Here is an 18,405-nt window from a genome sequence, read left to right on the forward strand (position 1 = left end):
CGGCCAGTCTACGCGCGCGACGGCCGGCCGCGCGAGAGGCGCGACCGGCCGTCGGGTGGGTGGGTCAGGGCCGCAGCGGGCGGCCGTCGGAGTCGCGGACGCTGCCGGTGAGCATCATGATCCCGTCGATGACGGACCACACCCAGATCACCGGGATGATCACGAAGCCGACCAGGAGGATGGTCAGCAGTCCGCCGATCCACAGCCCCAGAAGCTGGATGAGGCCGACCGCGGTGCTTCCGAGGTAGAGCCGCCCGACACCGCAGATCCCGACGAAGGGCAGCAGCAGCTGCAACAGGCCCGCGGTGGTCTTCGACTTGTCGGAGTAGGGCTCGCCCGTCGCCGGATCCCGTCCGTACGGCGCGGAGGGATCGCCGTAGGCGCCGTAGCCGGTGGGACCGTAGCCGCCGGTGGGACCGTAGCCCGGCCCGGCCGGGGTCGGGTACTGCGGCCCGCTCTGGAACTGCGGGTCGGGGGCCCCGTAGACGGGTCCGCTGCCGGCGTACTGCCCGCCGGTCGGCGCCTCGGTCCCGCCGGTGTGTGCGGTGCCGTACTGCGCTTCGCTCGACGGCGGTGGATAGCTCGGCGTGGTGCCCCAGCCGGGACCGTTGCCCATTCCGGAGTAGGTGTCCCAGCCCGGTCCGGCCGTGCCCCACGTGGGCGCGGTCGACTCGGTGGTGGGCGGCGGAACGGACAGCGACGCCTGGGCGGTCGGATCGTAGTCGGCGGTGCCGCCGAACGTGGGCAGCTCCGCGGTGGGGGCCGGCTCGCCGCCCTGCGGCGCGGCGCTCGACCCGGCAGCGGGGGCGGCCTCGGCGTCGGACTGTTTGCGCAGGTCCGGTCCGGCGGACGTCTCGTCCTTCTTCCGCAGATCCGGGCCCGTGGGGTCCGGGGATCCCGCGTCGGATGTGGTCACGACTTGTCCCCTCCGTTCTCGCTGCGCCTACCTGTCTCGACCTTACCGCCGGCCTCGGCCGATGCCACGGGCCCGGATGCGCCGTCCCGCTTCTCGTCGTCGGCCGCCCCACCGTCTCCGATCCCGTCGCCGGTTGCGGTGGCATCGGCTGCGGCTGCGGTGGCGCCGTGCGGGTGACGGGACTTCAGTTCCTCCGGCGCTTCGCGACCCTTGCGGGCGAAGACGACGTAGGCGACGGCGAGGACGAACACGATGGCGGAGGTGAAGGAATTGATCCGGATACCGGCGATCTCGGTGGCCGGGTCGGACCGCATGAGTTCGACGAAGAAGCGGCCCGCGCTGTAGCCGGCCACGTAGAGCGCGAACAGCCGGCCGTGTCCGATACGGAAGCGCCGGTCGACGAACACGAGCAGCAGCACGACGAGCAGGTTCCACACCAGCTCGTACAGGAACGTCGGATGCACCACCGCCGCGACCTGCCCGGTGGAGATCCCGTCGATCAGGTCCGGGCTGGTCTGTCCCGCGTCGTTGCGACGCTCGTAGATCTCGAGGCCCCACGGCACGGTCGTCTCCCGGCCGTAGAGTTCCTGGTTGAACCAGTTGCCGAGCCGGCCGATGGCCTGCGCCAGCAGGATCGCCGGGGCCACCGCATCACCGAGGGCGGGCAGCGGCACACCGCGGCGCCGGCACCCGATCCAGGCGCCGACACCGCCGAGGGCGACCGCCCCCCAGATCCCGAGTCCGCCCTGCCAGATCTTCAGCGCGTCGACCGGGTCGGCGCCCGCGCCGAAGTACTTCTGCCAGTCGGTGGCGACGTGGTACAGGCGCCCTCCGAGCAGGCCGAACGGCACCGCCCACACGGCGACGTCGAGGACGGTGCCCGGCTCGCCGCCACGGGCGACCCAGCGGCGGTCGCCCCAGAAGATGGCGACGACGATCCCGACGATGATGCACAGGGCGTAGGCCCGCAGCGCGATCGGCCCGAGGTACCACACCCCCTGCGGTGGACTGGGCAGATACGCCAGGACGGTAGCGGCGGCGGGTACGGCGGTGGAGGTCACGTGGCCACGCTAGCCGAGCGCACGCCCTCCGCGAGTTCCGTGGTGAGCGTGCGCAACGCGTCGGGGCCCTGCGCCACGGCGGCCACCAGCGCCGAGCCGACGATCACCGCGTCCGCGTAGGCGGCGATCTGCGCGGCTTGTTCCCGGGACCGCACGCCCAGGCCGACACCCACGGGGATCTGCGAGTGCTCCCGCACCCGGGCGACGAGTTCGGGCGCCATGTCGGAGACGGCGTCGCGGGCGCCGGTCACGCCCATCGTGGAGGTGGCGTAGACGAACCCGCGGCAGGAGTCGACGGTCATGACGAGGCGCTCGGCGGTCGACGACGGGGCGACCAGGAAGATGCGGTCGAGCCCGTGCCGGTCCGCCGCCGCGATCCACTGCTCGGCCTCGTCGGGGATGAGGTCCGGGGTGATGATCCCCAGTCCCCCGGCGGCAGCGAGGTCGCGGGCGAATTCGTCGATCCCGTACTTGAGGACGATGTTCCAGTAGGTCATCACGACGGCGTGGCCGCCGGCCGCGGCGACGGCCTCGACGACGCGGAACACGTCCCGCACCCGGAAGCCCGCGGTGAGCGCCTCGTCGGCGGCGGCCTGGATGGTGGGTCCGTCCATCACCGGGTCGCTGTAGGGGATGCCGACCTCGACGATGTCGCAGCCGGCCTGCACGAGCGCTTCGAACGCCTCGATCGAGCGCGGCAGGTCGGGGTACCCGGCGGGCAGGTAGCCGACGAGCGCGGCGCGGTTCTCGGCCTTGCATCGGGCGAAGACCTCACCGAGGCGGGACTGCGGCTGCTGGGCGCTCACTGCGCGGATCCTTCCGTCGTGTCGGAGGTGGCGGGGTCGGCGGGAAGGAGCCCGAACCACCGCGCGGCGGTGTCGACGTCCTTGTCGCCCCGGCCGGACAGATTGACCAGCACGACGGCGCCGGAGCCGAGTTCGCGGCCCAGCTTCAGGGCCCCGGCGACGGCGTGCGCCGACTCGATGGCGGGGATGATGCCCTCGGTGCGCGAGAGCAGCGAGAACGCCTCCATGGCCTCGGCGTCGGTGACGGGCCGGTAGTCGGCGCGGCCGATGTTCTTGAGGTAGGAGTGCTCGGGTCCGACGCCGGGGTAGTCCAGGCCGGCGGAGATCGAGTGCGACTCGATGGTCTGGCCGTCCTCGTCCTGCAGCAGGTAGGAGTAGGCGCCGTGCAGCGCGCCGGGCGTGCCGCCGGTGATGGTGGCGGCGTGCCGCCCGGTTTCCACCCCGTCGCCGCCGGCCTCGAAGCCGACCAGGCGGACACCGGGGTCGTCGATGAAGGCATGGAAGATGCCGATGGCGTTGGATCCGCCGCCGACGCAGGCGGTGACGGCGTCGGGCAACCGGCCGGTGAGCGCCTGCACCTGCGCGCGCGCCTCGAGGCCGATGATGCGCTGGAAGTCGCGCACCATCATGGGGAACGGGTGCGGGCCGGCGGCGGTGCCGAAACAGTAGTAGGTGTTGTGGGCATTGGTGACCCAGTCGCGCATGGCCTCGTTGATCGCGTCCTTGAGGGTGCGCGAACCGCTGGTCGCGGCGACGACCTCGGCGCCGAGCAGGCGCATCCGGGCGACGTTGAGGGCCTGCCGCTCGGTGTCGACCTCGCCCATGTAGACGACGCAGTCGAGGCCGAGCAGGGCGCAGGCGGTGGCGGTGGCGACGCCGTGCTGCCCGGCACCGGTCTCCGCGATGACCCGGGTCTTGCCCATCCGCTGGGCGAGCAGGGCCTGCCCGAGCACGTTGTTGATCTTGTGCGAGCCGGTGTGGTTGAGATCCTCGCGCTTGAGCACGATCCGGGCGCCGCCGGCGTGTTCGCTCAGCCGCTTGGCCTCGTACACCGGGGAGGGCCGGCCGGTGTAGTCGCGCTGCAACCGATCGAGTTCGTCGAGGAATCCGTTGTCGACCCGCGCCTTGTCGTATTCGGCGGTGACCTCCTCGATCACCGCCATCAGCGCCTCGGGGACGAACCGGCCGCCGAAGACCCCGAAGTGGCCGCCGGGGTCGGGTTCGTGCGCGGTGTGCTCGGCCACTGCGGCGCTCATGCGGGGCAGACCGCGGCCCTTGGCGGAAAGTACGGGATCGTCTGTGCTCACCCGTCCAGTCTGCCCCAACGGCGGCCCCGGCCCGTCGCCGGGTCCGGCCCGTCGGCGCCGCGCCGGAATGCGGTCAGCGTGCGGGCTTCGGGCAGGACGGATGGGTGCCGGCGGTGACCAGTTCGGCGACCGCGTGGCGCGGGTCGCCGCTGGTCACCAGTCCCTCGCCGACGAGCACCGCGTCGGCACCCGCGCCGGCGTAGGTGAGCAGGTCGGAGGGACCGCGCACGCCGGACTCGGCGATCTTGACGACCTCGGTCGGCAGTCCCGGCGCGATGCGGGCGAACGTGCTCTTGTCGACCTCGAGGGTCTTGAGGTTGCGGGCGTTGACCCCGATGACGGTGGCGCCGGCCTCGAGGGCACGGGTCGCCTCCTCCTCGGTGTGCACCTCGACGAGCGCCGTCATGCCGAGAGATTCGACGCGGTCGATCAGCGACGTCAGCACGGGCTGTTCGAGCGCGGCGACGATGAGCAGCACGATGTCCGCGCCGTGGGCACGCGCCTCGTGGATCTGGTACGGGCCGACGATGAAGTCCTTGCGCAGCACCGGGATCCGCACCGCGCGCCGCACGGCGTCGAGATCGTCGAGACTGCCCTGGAAGCGGCGCTGCTCGGTGAGCACGCTGATCGCGCGGGCACCGCCGGCCTCGTAGGCCTTGGCGAGTTCGGCGGGGTCGGTGATGTCGGCGAGCGCCCCCTTCGACGGGCTGGCCCGCTTGACCTCGGCGATGACGGCGATTCCCGGCTCGAGCAACGCGGCCTTGGCGTCGATCGGCGGGGGCGCGGCGGCAGCGGCGGCCTTGACCGCGGCGAAGTCGAGGACCGCCTCCCGGGCGGCGACGTCGGCGCGCACCCCTTCGAGTATCGAGTCGAGAACTGTCATCGTGGCTCGAAGTCCTTTCGCCCCTGTCAATCCGATGTGAGAAAACTCATCGGAGTTTCTTGAAGAGTAGTGTGCGCGCTCACCGGCCCGTGCGGCGGGTCCCCGAATCGTCGGCGCCGCCCTCTCCCCCTCGATCGGCGGCCGGGTCGTCGGCGACGTCCACCGTGGGGTCCTCGCCCGCGTCGAGCGCGTCCCACAGGGTGCGTTCGGTGACCGGCTCGTCGGCGGTGTCCCGGCGGGTGGTGGCCTCGCGGCGGGCGGCCGGGCTGTCGTACTTCGACGACAGTCCGGCCTCGGCCCGCGGGGTGCGCCACAGCTGCACGGCGGCGGCCAGCGCGGCCACGGCGCCGGCGAGGGCGAGCACGGCCGGCCCGGCCGCGACGGTGAGGGACGTGACCTCGGCGCGTGCGGGCAGCTCCGCGATGCGCGCCGCGGTCGCGTCGTCGGCGCCGCCGGCGAGCAGCCCCACCGCCGGGACGGCGGCGGCGACCGCGACGACCGCGACGAGCACGGCCAGTATCCGCAGCGCCCATCCGCGCACCGCGAACGACGCCGCGACGGCCGCCAGCAGCGTCAGCGCGAGCGGAGTCAGCGCCGCCGCCCAGGTGCCGCCGACGAGGGTGGTGACCCGGTCCTCGCCGAGGCCGTCGGAGGACGTGACGGTCACCCAGGTCAGGCGGCTCGCGCCCCACAGCGCGACGGCGCCGATCGCGAGCAGCAGCGCGGCGACCGCGCCGGCCCGCCGCCGGGGCGCGCTGGTGGCGCTCACCTGCGGTCCCCCTCGTACGGGGTGAGGGTGCCGGCCGCGGCGACGGCGGAGAGCACGGCCATGGCCTTGTTGCGGGCCTCGGTGTCCTCGTAGACCGGATCGGAGTCGGCGACGACGCCGGCACCGGCTTGCACGTAGGCGACGCCGTCCTTGACCAGGGCCGAGCGGATGGCGATGGCGGTGTCGGCGTCGCCGGCGAAATCGAGGTAGCCCACGATGCCGCCGTAGATGCCGCGGCGGGTCGGCTCGAGTTCGTCGATCAGTTCCATCGCCCGGACCTTGGGCGCGCCGGACAGGGTGCCGGCGGGGAAGCACGCGGTGACCGCGTCGAGGGCGTGCCGGCCCGCGGCGAGGCGGCCGGTGACGGTGGAGACCAGATGCATGACGTGGCTGTAGCGCTCGATGTGCCGGTAGTCGTGGACCTTGACGGTGCCGGGCTCGCACACCCGCCCGAGGTCGTTGCGGCCCAGGTCGACGAGCATGAGGTGCTCGGCGTTCTCCTTCTCGTCGGCGAGGAGGTCCTTCTCGAGGAGGATGTCGTCCTCCTCGCTCGCACCGCGCCAGCGCGTCCCGGCGATGGGATGGGTGGTGGCGACCCCGTCGGCGACGGTCACGAGCGCCTCCGGGCTCGAGCCGACGATAGAGAACGCCGTGCCGCCGGAGCCGTCGGGGACGTGCATGAGGAACATGTACGGACTCGGGTTGGAGGCGCGCAGCATCCGGTACACGTCGATCGGCGCCGCGTGACAGTCGATCTCGAAGCGCTGGGACAGCACCACCTGGAACGCCTCGCCGGCCTCGATCTCGCCGATGAGCCGGCGCACGTCGGCGCCGAAGCTCTCGGTCGTGCGCTGGCGCCGGTAGTCGGGGGCGGGCCGGGCGAACGTGGAGACGGTCGACGGGGCGGGCGCGGCCAGGGCCGCCGTCATCCGGTCCAGCCGGGCCACCGCGTCGTCGTAGGCCTCGTCGACGCGTTCGTCGGAGCCGTCCCAGTTGACGGCGTTGGCGATGAGCGTGATCGCACCCTCGTGGTGGTCGACGGCGGCGAGGTCGGTGGCGAGCATCATCACCGTCTCGGGAATCTGCAGGTCGTCGACGGCGTGCTCGGGCAGCCGCTCGATCCGTCGCACGACGTCGTAGCCGAGGTAGCCGACCATGCCGCCGGTCAGCGGCGGCAGGCCGTGCAGCCGCTCGGTGTGCAGCAGCTCCAGGGTCCGGCGCAGCACGTCGAGCGGGTCGCCCCCGGTGGGGGCGCCGGCGGGCACGTGGCCGTACCAGGTGGCCTCCCCGTCGACGACGGTGAGCGCGGCCGGGCTGCCGGCGCCGATGAACGACCACCGCGACCACGACCGGCCGTTCTCGGCGGACTCGAGCAGAAAGGTGCCGGGCCGGTCGGCGGCGAGCTTGCGGTATGCCGACAGCGGGGTCTCCGCGTCGGCGAGCACCTTGCGGGTCACCGGAACGACGCGGTGCTCGGCGGCGAGCAGCCGGAACTGCTCGCGGGTGGTGGTGGAGTCGGGTCGGCCGCCCTCGGTGAGATCGGGGGCCGCTGCGGGGATGGTGGTGGGCTCGCCGGACATGGCGCCCATCATCCCAGGGCCTGCCGCGGCGGGCGCGGCCGCGGTAGCGTCGCCGGACATGAGAGCCGGTGACATCGCCCCCGATTTCACGTCGAGCGACCAGGACGGCCGTCCGCGGACGCTGTCCGCGCTGCTGGCGGACGGGCCGGTGGTGCTGTTCTTCTACCCGGCCGCGTTCACCCCGGTCTGCACGGCCGAGGCGTGCCACTTCCGGGATCTGGCGGCCGAGTTCGCCGCCGTCGGCGCCACCCGGGTCGGGATCAGCACCGACCCGGTGGACCGGTTGGGCGCGTGGTCGACGCGGCAGTCGTTCGACTACCCGCTGCTGTCCGATCCGGACGGCGCGGTGGCGGCGCAGTTCGGGGTGCGCCGGGGGCTGCTCGGCCGGCTCTCGCCGGTCAAGCGGACCACCTTCGTGCTGGACACCGACCGCACCGTCCTCGAGGTGATCGCCAGCGAGGTGCGCCCCGGCGTGCACGCGGATCGCGCGCTCGCGGTGCTGCGGGCCCGGCGCGCGAGCCGGGACTGACGGTCAGTCCACCTGGACGGAACGCTTGGCCAGGCCCATCCAGAACCCGTCGATCACCTGCCGGGGCGCCTGCTCCGGGTCGCTCGACGCGCCGAGGGTGACGAACAGCGGGGCGAAGTGCTCGATCGTGGGGTGGGCGTACGGCATGCCGGGCGCCCGGGTGCGGAAGTCGAGCAGGCCGTCGACGTCGCCGGCAGCGAGCCGCTCGGCGGCCCAGGCGTCGAACTCGGCGGACCAGCCGGGCGCGACGGCCTCGGGGCGCGGGTCGCGCAGGAACGGCAGGCCGTGCGTGGTGAAGCCGGAGCCGATGACGAGCACCCCCTCCTCCCGGAGCGGGCGCAGCCGCCGGCCGAGCGCGAGCAGGCGCTGCGGATCGAGGGTGGGCAGCGAGATCTGCAGGACCGGGATGTCCGCGTCCGGGTACATGACGGTGAGCGGCACGTACGCGCCGTGGTCGAGACCGCGGTGCGGCTGCTGCACGACCGGTTCGCCGTCGGGCATCAGCGCGGCCACCTTGCGTGCGAGGTCGGGGGCGCCGGGCGCCGGGTAGGTGACCTCGTAGAAGCGGCGGGGAAAGCCGCCGAAGTCGTACACGAGCGGGGTGCCGGTGGTGGTGGCACCGATGGTCAGCGGCGCGGACTCCCAGTGCGCGGAGACCACGAGGATCGCGGTGGGGGTCGGCAGGTCGGCGGCCCAGCGTTGCAGCTGCGCCACCCACGTCGCGCTGTCGACCAGGGGCGGTGCGCCGTGGCTGAGGAACAGGGCGGGCATGGGGCTCACACGGACTCCTATGGTTGAAGCTTCAACAATACTACCCGATACAGCACCGGCACCGTCCGAAATGTTCCCGGCCTGCGGGGATGGATCGGCGCGGGCGCGGGTATCCGCCCCCCATGACCGGAACAGAGGGCCTGAAGGTGGTCGTCACGGGCGCGACCGGAAACGTGGGCACCAGCGTCACGGCGGCGCTCGGCGCCCAGGACGCAGTCGGATCGGTGGTCGGCATCGCCCGCCGCCCCACCGACTGGCGCTGCCGCAAGACCGAGTTCGTCGTCGCCGACGTCGCCGACGACGACCTGCACGAGCTGCTGCGCGACGCGGCGGCCGTCGTCCACCTCGCCTGGCTCTTCCAGCCCACGCACAAACCCGAGATCACCTGGCGCAACAACGTGCTCGGATCGATCCGGGTGTTCGAGACCGTCGCCGAGGTGGGCGTGCCCACCCTCGTCCACGCGTCGTCGGTCGGCGCCTACTCGCCGGGACCGCAGGACGAACGGGTCGACGAGCGCTGGCCCACCCACGGCTGGCCCGGCGCGGCGTACCCGCGGGAGAAGGCGTACCTCGAACGCTGGCTCGACACGTTCGAACTGCGGCACCCCGACATCCGGGTGGTCCGGATGCGTCCCGGATTCCTCTTCAAGCGCGAGTCCGCGACCGCGCAGCGCCGGTTGTTCGCCGGGCCGCTCCTCCCCGGCCGCCTCGTCCGGGCCCTGCCGGTCGTCCCCCGCACCGCCGGACTGCGGATGCAGGTCCTGCACACCGACGACGCCGCCGACGCCTACGTCCGGGCCGTGCTCCGGCCGGTGCGGGGCGCATTCAACCTCGCCGCCGAACCCCCCGTCGACGCCGAGGTCCTCGCCGAGATTCTCGGCGCCCGCACGGTGCCCGTCCCGCCGGCGGCGCTGCACGCGGCCGTCGCCGCGGCCTGGCACGCACGGCTCGCCCCCGCCTCCCCCGGCCTGGTCGACACGGTGCTGCGGCTGCCGCTCATGGACTGCACCCGCGCCCGCACCGACCTCGAGTGGATTCCCCGGTTCTCGCCGCGCGCCACCCTCGAGGAATTCCTCACCGGGCTCCGCGACGGCGCCGGGCTGCCGACACCGCCGCTGGCGGAGGACAGCGTGGGCCGCCGGCTGCACGAGGTCGCCACCGGCATGGGACAGCGCCCCTGACCGCCCGCCCCGACGGACGCCCGGCGTCCCGCGCCGGCCGTCCCGATAGGGTGGACGATCGAGAAAGGACGGTGCATCAGTGGGCTCCGCACAGATCGACGACACCGAGTGGCTGACCGCATCCCAGCAGCGGGCCTGGCGGAAGCTGGTGGCGCTGATCACCCGCCTGCCGGCCGCGCTGGACACGCAGCTGCAGCGCGACTCCGCGCTCACCCACTTCGACTACTCGGTCCTCGCCGAGCTGTCCGAGGCACCCGAGCGGCGGCTGCGGCTGTCCGAGCTGGCACAGCTGTCGAACGCCTCGCTGTCCCGGCTGTCGCACGTGGTGACCAAGCTGGAGAACGCCGGATGGGTGTGCCGCCGGAGCGTGCCCGGCACGCGCGGCTCGTACGCGGTGCTCACCGACGCCGGCATGACCAAGCTCGTCGAGGCGGCGCCCGGTCACGTCGCGACCGTCCAGGCCCTGGTGTTCCAGGGCCTCGACGACGATCAGGTCGCCGCGCTGACCGACCTCGGTACCGCGCTGCTCACCCAGCTCGACAAGGGCATCGCCGCCGGTACCGGGAAGGCCTGACCGGGCAGGGTGCACCCCCGCTGTGGCCGCGGCCGCTCACCCGTCGAACCCTCACCCGTTGAAACCCTGGGCCCGCAGATCGCGGGCCAGATGGTCGCGCTGCTCGATCACCAGGCGCCGCAACGCCGCCGGGGCGTCGGCGTGCGCGTCGAGCCACCGGTCGCACGGCCCGAGCGTGTTTCCGGCGGGGAACAGACCGACCACGATCCGGCGCGCGATCTCGATGCTGCGCTCGGACCACACCGCCCGGAGCGCGACGAAGTAGTCGTCGTCGTACGGGGCGATCAGATCCCGGTGCGCCCCGGCCCGGAACCCCGCGATGGTGGCGTCGAGGTGCTCGTTCGACAGCGCCGTGTCGGAGAAGACCGCACTCCAGGCCTGCGCCTTGACCGCGGCGAGCGGTCGCGCGGCCACGGCGCGCAGGTGCGCGGTCCGTCCGGAACCGGTGTCGTCGCGGGCGAGTTCGCCGTCGAGATCGGCCGGCTCCGCGTGCCCGGTCGCCGCCAGCGCGGTCCACATCTGCCAGCGCAGATCCGGGTCCAGCGGCAGCCCCACGGGTGCCGGACCGGTGCCGTCGAGGATCGCGCGCAGGTCGGCGGCGTGGGCGTCGTCGACAGTGGCGGCCGCGGCGACCGCGCGGGCCCAGGCGAGCTGCTCACCCCATCCCGGGGTGGCGGCGAACACGGCCGTCCATGCCGCCTCGAGCCAGACGCGACGCTGCCGGGACCGGCTCGCGGCGGGCAGAAAGTGCTCGATCGCGTAGGGTGCGTTCGCCAGCAGTGCGGCCAGCAGGGCCGGATTCGGTTCGGCCACCGCGAATCCGCGGACCATGGACAGGTACCGCGCCGCGGTCAGCTCGCTGTCGCGGGTGGCGTTCCACAACGCCGACCAGATCAACCCCCGGGCCAGCGGGTCGACGACACGATCGAGCGAATGCTCCACCGTCTCCAGCGACCGCGGGTCGAGCCGCACCTTGGCGTAGGTCAGGTCGGCGTCGTTGAGCAGGATCAGCGGCGCGGCCACCGACTCGATCGGTGTGCGCTCGGCCTCCAGGTCGACCTCGACCCGCTGCCGGCAGACCAGGTCGCCGGCCTCGTCGAAGTCGTAGTGGCCCACAGCCAGCCGGTGGGGCCGCGCCGGCGTCTGGACGATCGCGGACCGTCCCTCCTCCGCGTCCTCGAGCATCAGGGTCGACACGCCGGTGGTCTGCAACCAGGCGCGCGCCCACCCCGAGAGGTCTCGTCCCGAGGTCGCCGACAACTCGGTGAGCAGATCGGCGAGGGTGGTATTCCCGAAGGCGTGCCGGCGGAAGTAGCGCCGTGCACCCTCGAAGAAGGCGTCCCGCCCCACGTACGCGACGAGTTGTTTGAGGACTCCCGCGCCCTTCGCGTACGTGATGCCGTCGAAGTTCAGTTTGGCGGCCTCGAGGTCGACGATGTCGGCGACGATCGGGTGGGTCGTGGGCAACTGGTCCTGCAGATAGGCCCAGGCCTTGCGCCGGTTGGCGAAGGCGACCCAGGCGTCGGTCCACTCGGTGGCCTCGGCACTGACCAGCGAGCCCATGTAGTCGGCGAACGACTCCTTGAGCCACAGGTCGTCCCACCACTTCATGGTGACGAGGTCCCCGAACCACATGTGGGCCATCTCGTGCAGGATCGTGTTCGCGCGGGCCTGGTACTGCGCGGCGGTGGCGGCTCCGCGGAACACGTACGCCTCGGTGAAGGTGACGCACCCGGGGTTCTCCATGGCACCGAGGTTGTATTCGGGGACGAACACCTGGTCGTACTTGCCGAACGGGTAGGGGTAGCCGAAGTGGTCGGCGTAGAAGTCCATTCCCTGCCGGGTCACCTCGAAGATCGTGTCGGCGTCGAGGTACCGCGCCAGGGAGGCGCGGCACAGCACGGCGAGCGGTACGGCGAGTTCGTTCCGGTTCCAAGAGGATTCGGCGTGGTGGTACGGGCCCGCCACGATCGCGGTGATGTAGGTGGAGATCGGCAGCGTCGGTGCGAACACCACCTTCTGCGCGTCGTCGATCGACTCGCGTTCGGCGACATGCTGATTGGACAGCACCTGCCATTTCGCCGGGGCGGACACGACGAACGTGAACGGCGCCTTCAGATCCGGCTGCTCGAAGCACGCGAACACCCGTCGCGCGTCCGCGGGTTCGTACTGCGTGTACAGGTAGGTCTGCCCGTCGGCCGGATCGACGTACCGGTGCAGGCCCTCACCGGACCGGCTGTACTCCGCGGCGGCGACGACGGTGACGACGTTGTGCTCACGCAGGCCGCTCAGCGCGATGCGCGCGCCGTCGTAGCGGACGGGCACCGGCTCGCCGTTGAGCACGACCGACTCGACGCCGGCGCCGAGGAAGTCGAGCCACGTCGCGTCCGCGGCTGCCGTGAACTCGACCGTCGTCGTAGTCGCGAAACAGGTGCTCCCGGCATCCGGGGCGCCGCGCAGGTCGAGTTCCACCCGGTAGCTGCGGACCGTCACCGCCCGGGAACGCTCGGCGGTTTCGGCTCGGGTCAGATTCGCGGACGCCATACGCCGATCCTGCCAGGATCCGCTCGCCGAGATCGACGGCCGGCAGCGCCCGTCGCGGGGCGCCCTGTCCCGGGGGCGGTGCACCTCACCCGAGCGGGACACCCCCGACGCCCCACTGCTCCCGCGGCACCTCGGTGATGGTCACCCACACCGACGTCGCATCCTTGCCGGTTGCCTCGGCGTAGGCCTTGGTCACCGCCTCGATGGTGGCGCGCTTCTGTTCGACGGTGAGACCGGGGGTCTGGCTGATCTGGATGAGAGGCATGGGGAGATTGTGCCGCACCGCCGACGGAGCGGGCACCGGGAGGTGTAACGAAACAATCCGGTCGGTCGATTTGGTTCACGACCGCCGTTCACGACCTGCCTCGCCTCTCGGAAGGATGCAGCATGGGATCCTCGGAACTGTTCACGGAGTTCGTCGGTTGGGCCGCAGAAGGTTTCCTCACGGACGATCCGATCCGGTCCGCCATCGGCACCGTCGTGTACCTCGGCCTGGGTCTCTGGAGCCTGCTCACCGGCGCGCCGATCGTCATCTGACGCCCGCGACACCGCCGGTGTGTCCTTTGGGCGGCTGGAGCCGCCCAAAGGACGCAGCGGCGCCGAAGGCGCCTACTCGCCGGCGAGCAGGACGTCGGCGTCGAAGCACGTGTGGGTGCCGGTGTGGCACGCGGCCCCGACCTGGTCGACGACGAGCAACACCGTGTCGCCGTCGCAGTCGAGCCGCACCTCGTGCACGTACTGGGTGTGGCCGGAGGTCTCGCCCTTGACCCAGTACTGGCCGCGCGAACGCGAGAAGTAGGTGGCGGTACGGGTCTCGAGGGTACGGGCGAGCGCCTCGTCGTCCATCCACGCCATCATCAGCACCTCGCCGGTGGCACGTTCCTGGGCGACGGCGGCGAACAGCCCCGCCTCGTTGCGCTTGAGCCGCGCCGCGATCGCCGGATCCAGCCTGCTCATCGCACCTCGATCCCCTCGGCGCGCATCGCCGCCTTGACCTGCGGGATGGTGAGTTCCCCGAAGTGGAACACGCTGGCCGCGAGGACCGCGTCGGCGCCGGCGTGCACGGCGGGGGCGAAGTGCTCGACAGCTCCCGCGCCGCCGCTGGCGATCACCGGCACGTGCACCGCGGCGCGCACCGCCTGGATCATCGGCAGGTCGAAGCCGGACTTGGTGCCGTCGGCGTCCATCGAGTTCAGCAGGATCTCCCCCACGCCGAGTTCCGCGCCGCGGCGTGCCCATTCGACGGCGTCGATGCCGGTGCCGCGGCGGCCGCCGTGCGTGGTGACCTCCCATCCCGACGGGGTGTCCTCCTCGCCGTCGGGCACGGTGCGGGCGTCGACGGACAGCACGATGCACTGCGACCCGAACCGCTCGGACATCTCGCGCAACACCTCCGGGCGGGCGATGGCGGCGGTGTTGATGCTGACCTTGTCCGCGCCGGCCCGCAGCAGCCGGTCCACGTCCTCGACGGTGCGGACGCCGCCGCCGACGGTGAGCGGGATGAACACCTGCTCGGCGGTGCGGCTGACCACGTCGAGCATGGTGCCGCGGTCGCCGCTCGACGCGGTGACGTCGAGGAAGGTCAACTCGTCCGCGCCCTGCAGGTCGTACGCCGCGGCGAGTTCGACGGGATCACCGGCGTCGCGCAGGTTCTCGAAGTTCACCCCCTTGACGACGCGGCCGGCGTCGACGTCCAGACACGGGATCACCCGGACTGCCAGGGTCATGGAATTCGGTCCTCCTCGGGGACGGGACCGGGAAGCGATCCCACGATGTCGAGTATCTCCTCGTGCACGCCGGGGGCGCCGGCGACCACAGAGCCGGAGCCGATGCGCCAGGGCTTGCCGGCGAAGTCGGTGGCGAGACCACCGGCCGCCCGCACCAGGGCCACGCCGGCGGCGTTGTCCCACGGGTGGTGCCCGAAGACGACGGCGGCGCCGAGCACCCCGGCCGCCGTGTACGCCAGGTCCACCCCGGTGGAACCGTGCATGCGCAGGCGCGACACCCGGCGGCTCAGCTCGGTGATGACCTCGAGCCGGCGCCGGCCCGGGATACGCCCGCGGCTGTCGATGTCGAAGCTGCCCACGCCGACCATCACGTCCGCCAGCGCCGCCGGCTGCAGCGGCGGCTGGGGACGACCGTTGCGCAGCAGCGGCCCGTCCGCGGCGGCCGCGAACCGGTCGCCGACGAACGGCAGCCAGGTCAGCCCGAGGATCGGGTCGCCGTCGCGGACGAGTGCGAGCAGGATTCCCGCGGTGGGCAGCCCGGCGGAGTAGTTGACGGTGCCGTCGATCGGGTCGAGCAGCCACACCGTGCCCGAATCGGCTTCGGGACCGCCGAACTCCTCACCGTGCACGGCAATGCCCGTGCGCCGCTCCAGTTCCGTGGAGATGCGCCGTTCGAGTTCGAGGTCGAGGTCGGTGGCGAAGTCGTTGGGCCCCTTGTTCACCGAGCGCGGCGCGCCGCGACCGGCGACGAAACGCTCCGACGCCGCGTCGAGCACCTCACCGGCGACGGCGAGCAGGCTGGACAGATCGGCGGGCGCGGTCATCGGATCAGCGTGAGACCGCGTCGAGGGCCTCGGTGAGCGTGAACCGGCCCGCGTACAGCGCCTTGCCGACGATGGCGCCCTCGACGCCCCGGTCGACGAGGCCGGCGATCGCCCGCAGATCGTCGAGGGCGGACACGCCGCCGGAGGCGACGACGGGAGCGTCGGTGGCTGCGCAGACCTGGGCGAGCAGATCGAGGTTGGGGCCGGTGAGCGTGCCGTCCTTGGTGACGTCGGTGACGACGTAGCGGCTGCAGCCGTCGCGGTCGAGCCGCGCGAGGACCTCCCACAGGTCGCCGCCGTCGGAGACCCAGCCGCGGCCGCGCAGGCGCCACTGCCCGTCGATGAGCTTGACGTCGAGCCCGACGGCGATGCGGTCGCCGTACTCGGCGATGGCGCGGGCGCACCAGTCGGGATCCTCGATGGCGGCGGTGCCGAGGTTGACGCGAGCGCACCCGGTGGCCAGCGCCGCCTCGAGGGACTCGTCGTCGCGGATCCCGCCGGAGAGCTCGACCTTCACGTCCAGTTCGCCGACGACCTCGGCGAGGAGTTCGCGGTTGGAGCCGCGTCCGAAGGCGGCGTCGAGATCGACGAGGTGCACCCATTCGGCGCCGGCGTTCTGCCACTCGAGGGCGGCGTCGCGGGGAGAGCCGTAGCTGGTCTCGCTGCCCGCCTCTCCCTGGACGAGGCGAACTGCTTCACCGTTGGCGACATCGACTGCAGGCAAAAGGACCAGGCTCACTGCGCCCATGCTAGTGGGTCGCGGCGGTCGCGGAGAACCGGCCCCGACGGTCACCCCGCACCGTCGCCGCGCGGCGTGTCGTCACCGTCGCCGCGCGGCGTGTCGTCACCGTCGCGGCGCGGCGTGTCGCTGCCGTCGCGGCGCGGGGTGTCGTTGCCGTCGAGACCGAAGGCGCGGCGCGTCGTCCGGGTCGAGACGACGCCCATCGCGGCGATCGCGCCGGCCACGCCGGCGAGGGCGACGATCAACCCGACGACGGGCCCCGGTCGCAGCACCACGATGACGACGGTGGCGAGCAGGAGCACGCCCGTGGCGGCGCCCAGTGCCGTCAGCGCGAGCCGGCCGAGCGAGAACTCCGGCCGGGCCGGGTCGTCGCCGCCGGCCCCGCCGCGGTTCACAAACTGCCGACCCAATTGCGCAGCAGCTCGGCCCCCGCGTCGCCGGACTTCTCGGGATGGAACTGCGTCGCAGACAACGGGCCGTTCTCGACCGCGGCGAGGAACCGCCCGCCGTGCTCCGCCCAGGTCAGCGCGGGCGGGGCGAACAGCTCCGACGGCGGCAGCTCCCACTTCTGCGCGGCGTAGGAGTGCACGAAGTAGAACCGGGTGTCGCGGTCCATGCCGGCGAACAGCACGCTGTTGTCGGGGGCCTCGACGGTGTTCCAGCCCATGTGCGGCAGCACCGGCGCGTCGAGACGTTCGACGGTGCCGGGCCATTCGCCACATCCGTCGGTCTCGACACCGAATTCCACGCCCTTGTCGAAGAGGATCTGCATGCCGACGCAGATGCCGAGCACCGGACGGCCGCCGGCGAGTCGCTGCCCGATGATCCGGTCCCCGCGCACCGCCTTCAGTCCCGCCATGCACGCCGCGAACGCGCCGACGCCGGGCACGACCAGGCCGTCGGCGGCGAGCGCGACCTGCGGGTCGGCGGTCACCTCCACCTGCACGCCGGTGCGCGCCACCGCGCGCGTCGCCGAATGCAGATTGCCGGAGCCGTAGTCGAGGACGGCGACCTTGGTTGCGCTCATGGGCTCGATTCTATGGGGCCGCGGCGGGCCGCTCCGACGGCCCGGCGATCCGGGCGAGCAGCGGCAGGATCGGCACGAGCAGCGCGGCGGTCGCGAACGCGGCGGGATAGCCTGCGACGGTGGCGATCCCGCCGAGCAGCAGCGATCCGGCCCCGGTGCCCGCGTCGAAGCCGATGTTCCAGGCGGCGCTCGCGGCGCCGACATGGGCGGGCCCGGCGCGACGGAACGCAAGCATCAGGGCGTCGTTCTGCACGACGCCGAAGCCGAGGCCGAATGCCACCGCCGCACCGAACAGGACCGCCGCGCCGCCGCGATCGTCCGCGGCGAGCGCGAACGGCACCATCGCCACGGCGGCCAGGCCGAGCCCGGCCGGCAGGATCCGGCCCGCGCCGATCCGGTCCGCGACCGCACCGGCGCCGTAGCGGCCGACGAGGGTGGACGCGCTGATCAGCGCCAACGCGAGCGCCACCTGGCCCGAGGCCGCGGGCACGGCGATCGACAGCAGCGAGGTGAGGCCGCCGTAGGCGACGGCACCCGCGGCGATCGCCACCGCCGGCAGGGCCAGAGCCCGCAGCGGCGTGCGGCTTCCGGCCGCGCCGGTCTGCCGGGTGACCACCTGCGGCAGGCGCGCGATCGCGACGAGCGCGAGCGTGGGCACCGCCGCGCCGAGCACGAACACGGGTGCGGTGGAGGCCCGCTCGGCGACCGCCAGTCCGAGCGGCAGTCCGACCATCTGCGCCGCGGCGATCGCGATGCCCTGTGCGCCGGTGGCGCGGCCGAGCAGCCGGGCGGGCGCGAGTTCGGCCACGAGGGCGGCGCTGGCCACGGTGATCATGCCGAAGCCGATCCCCCGCACCGCGGAGGTCGGCAGCACCACGGCCGGGTGCAGCGACAGCAGGAGCAGCAGCGACGGCAGGCCCAGCAGCAGGCATCCGGCGGCGAGCACGGGCCGGTAGCCGCGGGCCCGCACCAGGCGCGGCACCGCCGGTTGGGTGAGCACCGTCGCGCCCATGAACACCGCCGTCACCGCGCCGGCGAGGGTGCCGCTGCCGCCGGCGTCGGCGACGGCCCGGGGCACTACGGGCAGCAGCAGGGAGAACCCGGCGAACGCGCCCGCCGCCATCGCCCAGGCGGCGGGCAGCCCCGGCACCGCGAACAGGCCCG

At 72.9% G+C, this 18,405-nt stretch carries 21 protein-coding genes; 4 read left to right on the top strand and 17 right to left on the bottom strand.

Annotated features, from left to right (window positions below; translation table 11 throughout):
* Nucleotides 1-64: 64 nt before the first annotated feature.
* The 7 genes from ISO16_RS04550 to ISO16_RS04580 all read right to left on the bottom strand — a co-directional run bounded on the left by ISO16_RS04550 (nt 65) and on the right by ISO16_RS04580 (nt 7,322).
* Nucleotides 65-916 carry a TM2 domain-containing protein gene (locus tag ISO16_RS04550; RefSeq protein ID WP_072635384.1) on the bottom strand — a complete coding sequence of 284 codons (852 nt, stop codon included), beginning with the start codon at nt 914-916 and terminating at the stop codon, nt 65-67.
* On the bottom strand, nt 913-1,977 hold the full coding sequence (gene lgt / locus ISO16_RS04555; RefSeq protein ID WP_072635385.1) for a prolipoprotein diacylglyceryl transferase: 1,065 nt from the start codon (nt 1,975-1,977) through the stop codon (nt 913-915). The genes ISO16_RS04550 and lgt overlap by 4 nt, the downstream gene beginning before the upstream one ends.
* On the bottom strand, nt 1,974-2,783 hold the full coding sequence (trpA, locus tag ISO16_RS04560; RefSeq protein ID WP_006936959.1) for a tryptophan synthase subunit alpha: 810 nt from the start codon (nt 2,781-2,783) through the stop codon (nt 1,974-1,976). The genes lgt and trpA overlap by 4 nt, the downstream gene beginning before the upstream one ends.
* Nucleotides 2,780-4,039: a tryptophan synthase subunit beta gene (trpB, locus tag ISO16_RS04565; RefSeq protein WP_044475995.1), complete on the bottom strand. Its 1,260-nt coding sequence runs from the start codon at nt 4,037-4,039 to the stop codon at nt 2,780-2,782. Before trpB ends, trpA begins: the two co-directional genes overlap by 4 nt.
* Nucleotides 4,040-4,163: 124 nt before the next feature.
* Nucleotides 4,164-4,973: an indole-3-glycerol phosphate synthase TrpC gene (gene trpC, locus ISO16_RS04570; RefSeq protein WP_006936963.1), complete on the bottom strand. Its 810-nt coding sequence runs from the start codon at nt 4,971-4,973 to the stop codon at nt 4,164-4,166.
* Nucleotides 4,974-5,052: 79 nt separating this feature from the next.
* Nucleotides 5,053-5,742 carry a TIGR02234 family membrane protein gene (locus ISO16_RS04575; RefSeq protein ID WP_050035335.1) on the bottom strand — a complete coding sequence of 230 codons (690 nt, stop codon included), beginning with the start codon at nt 5,740-5,742 and terminating at the stop codon, nt 5,053-5,055.
* The gene (locus ISO16_RS04580) at nt 5,739-7,322 is read right to left on the bottom strand and encodes an anthranilate synthase component I (protein ID WP_006936967.1); all 1,584 of its coding nucleotides are present in this window, start codon (nt 7,320-7,322) and stop codon (nt 5,739-5,741) included. The genes ISO16_RS04575 and ISO16_RS04580 overlap by 4 nt, the downstream gene beginning before the upstream one ends.
* Before the next feature lie 58 nt (nt 7,323-7,380).
* Here ISO16_RS04580 and ISO16_RS04585 point away from each other — a divergent pair, with 58 nt between their 5' ends.
* Complete coding sequence (locus ISO16_RS04585) at nt 7,381-7,851, top strand: peroxiredoxin (protein ID WP_072635386.1); 471 nt, start codon at nt 7,381-7,383, stop codon at nt 7,849-7,851.
* Between the two features lie 3 nt (nt 7,852-7,854).
* Here ISO16_RS04585 and ISO16_RS04590 read toward each other — a convergent pair whose 3' ends face one another.
* Nucleotides 7,855-8,622, bottom strand: coding sequence for a dioxygenase family protein (locus ISO16_RS04590; protein WP_037200939.1), 768 nt, complete (start codon nt 8,620-8,622; stop codon nt 7,855-7,857).
* A 122-nt stretch (nt 8,623-8,744) separates the two neighbouring features.
* Here ISO16_RS04590 and ISO16_RS04595 point away from each other — a divergent pair, with 122 nt between their 5' ends.
* Together ISO16_RS04595 and ISO16_RS04600 are read left to right on the top strand one after the other, a co-directional pair.
* Nucleotides 8,745-9,803, top strand: a complete 1,059-nt coding sequence (locus ISO16_RS04595; protein ID WP_006936970.1) for an NAD-dependent epimerase/dehydratase family protein — start codon at nt 8,745-8,747, stop codon at nt 9,801-9,803.
* Nucleotides 9,804-9,882: 79 nt separating this feature from the next.
* The gene (locus ISO16_RS04600; protein ID WP_006936971.1) at nt 9,883-10,377 is read left to right on the top strand and encodes a MarR family winged helix-turn-helix transcriptional regulator; all 495 of its coding nucleotides are present in this window, start codon (nt 9,883-9,885) and stop codon (nt 10,375-10,377) included.
* Nucleotides 10,378-10,428: 51 nt separating this feature from the next.
* On the opposite strand, the gene pepN is transcribed toward ISO16_RS04600, so the two are convergent.
* Both pepN and ISO16_RS04610 read right to left on the bottom strand, forming a co-directional pair.
* Complete coding sequence (gene pepN, locus ISO16_RS04605) at nt 10,429-12,921, bottom strand: aminopeptidase N (protein ID WP_072635387.1); 2,493 nt, start codon at nt 12,919-12,921, stop codon at nt 10,429-10,431.
* An 85-nt stretch (nt 12,922-13,006) separates the two neighbouring features.
* A complete protein-coding gene (locus ISO16_RS04610) occupies nt 13,007-13,186 on the bottom strand; it encodes a tautomerase family protein (protein ID WP_029544072.1) in 180 nt (59 codons plus the stop codon).
* A gap of 122 nt (nt 13,187-13,308) precedes the next feature.
* Here ISO16_RS04610 and ISO16_RS04615 point away from each other — a divergent pair, with 122 nt between their 5' ends.
* On the top strand, nt 13,309-13,458 hold the full coding sequence (locus ISO16_RS04615; RefSeq protein WP_006936980.1) for a hypothetical protein: 150 nt from the start codon (nt 13,309-13,311) through the stop codon (nt 13,456-13,458).
* Nucleotides 13,459-13,530: 72 nt separating this feature from the next.
* Here ISO16_RS04615 and hisI read toward each other — a convergent pair whose 3' ends face one another.
* From hisI to ISO16_RS04650, 7 genes are read right to left on the bottom strand one after another with little or no spacing between them, the layout of a single operon-like run.
* Entirely contained in the window at nt 13,531-13,878 is a 348-nt protein-coding gene (hisI, locus tag ISO16_RS04620) for a phosphoribosyl-AMP cyclohydrolase (protein WP_006936996.1), read from the bottom strand.
* A complete protein-coding gene (hisF, locus tag ISO16_RS04625) occupies nt 13,875-14,648 on the bottom strand; it encodes an imidazole glycerol phosphate synthase subunit HisF (RefSeq protein WP_006936998.1) in 774 nt (257 codons plus the stop codon). The genes hisI and hisF overlap by 4 nt, the downstream gene beginning before the upstream one ends.
* Nucleotides 14,645-15,472 (bottom strand): inositol monophosphatase family protein, encoded by an 828-nt coding sequence (locus tag ISO16_RS04630; protein ID WP_006937000.1) that lies wholly within the window; start codon nt 15,470-15,472, stop codon nt 14,645-14,647. Before ISO16_RS04630 ends, hisF begins: the two co-directional genes overlap by 4 nt.
* A 4-nt stretch (nt 15,473-15,476) precedes the next feature.
* On the bottom strand, nt 15,477-16,211 hold the full coding sequence (priA, locus tag ISO16_RS04635; RefSeq protein WP_029544076.1) for a bifunctional 1-(5-phosphoribosyl)-5-((5-phosphoribosylamino)methylideneamino)imidazole-4-carboxamide isomerase/phosphoribosylanthranilate isomerase PriA: 735 nt from the start codon (nt 16,209-16,211) through the stop codon (nt 15,477-15,479).
* Nucleotides 16,212-16,261: 50 nt separating this feature from the next.
* A complete protein-coding gene (locus ISO16_RS04640) occupies nt 16,262-16,609 on the bottom strand; it encodes a hypothetical protein (RefSeq protein ID WP_072635388.1) in 348 nt (115 codons plus the stop codon).
* Complete coding sequence (gene hisH, locus ISO16_RS04645) at nt 16,606-17,241, bottom strand: imidazole glycerol phosphate synthase subunit HisH (RefSeq protein ID WP_029544081.1); 636 nt, start codon at nt 17,239-17,241, stop codon at nt 16,606-16,608. Before hisH ends, ISO16_RS04640 begins: the two co-directional genes overlap by 4 nt.
* Nucleotides 17,242-17,251: 10 nt before the next feature.
* Entirely contained in the window at nt 17,252-18,391 is a 1,140-nt protein-coding gene (locus tag ISO16_RS04650) for an MFS transporter (RefSeq protein ID WP_072635389.1), read from the bottom strand.
* Nucleotides 18,392-18,405: the final 14 nt, after the last annotated feature.

The organism is Rhodococcus sp. M8, from assembly GCF_015654185.1.
Classification (GTDB): domain Bacteria; phylum Actinomycetota; class Actinomycetes; order Mycobacteriales; family Mycobacteriaceae; genus Rhodococcus; species Rhodococcus aetherivorans.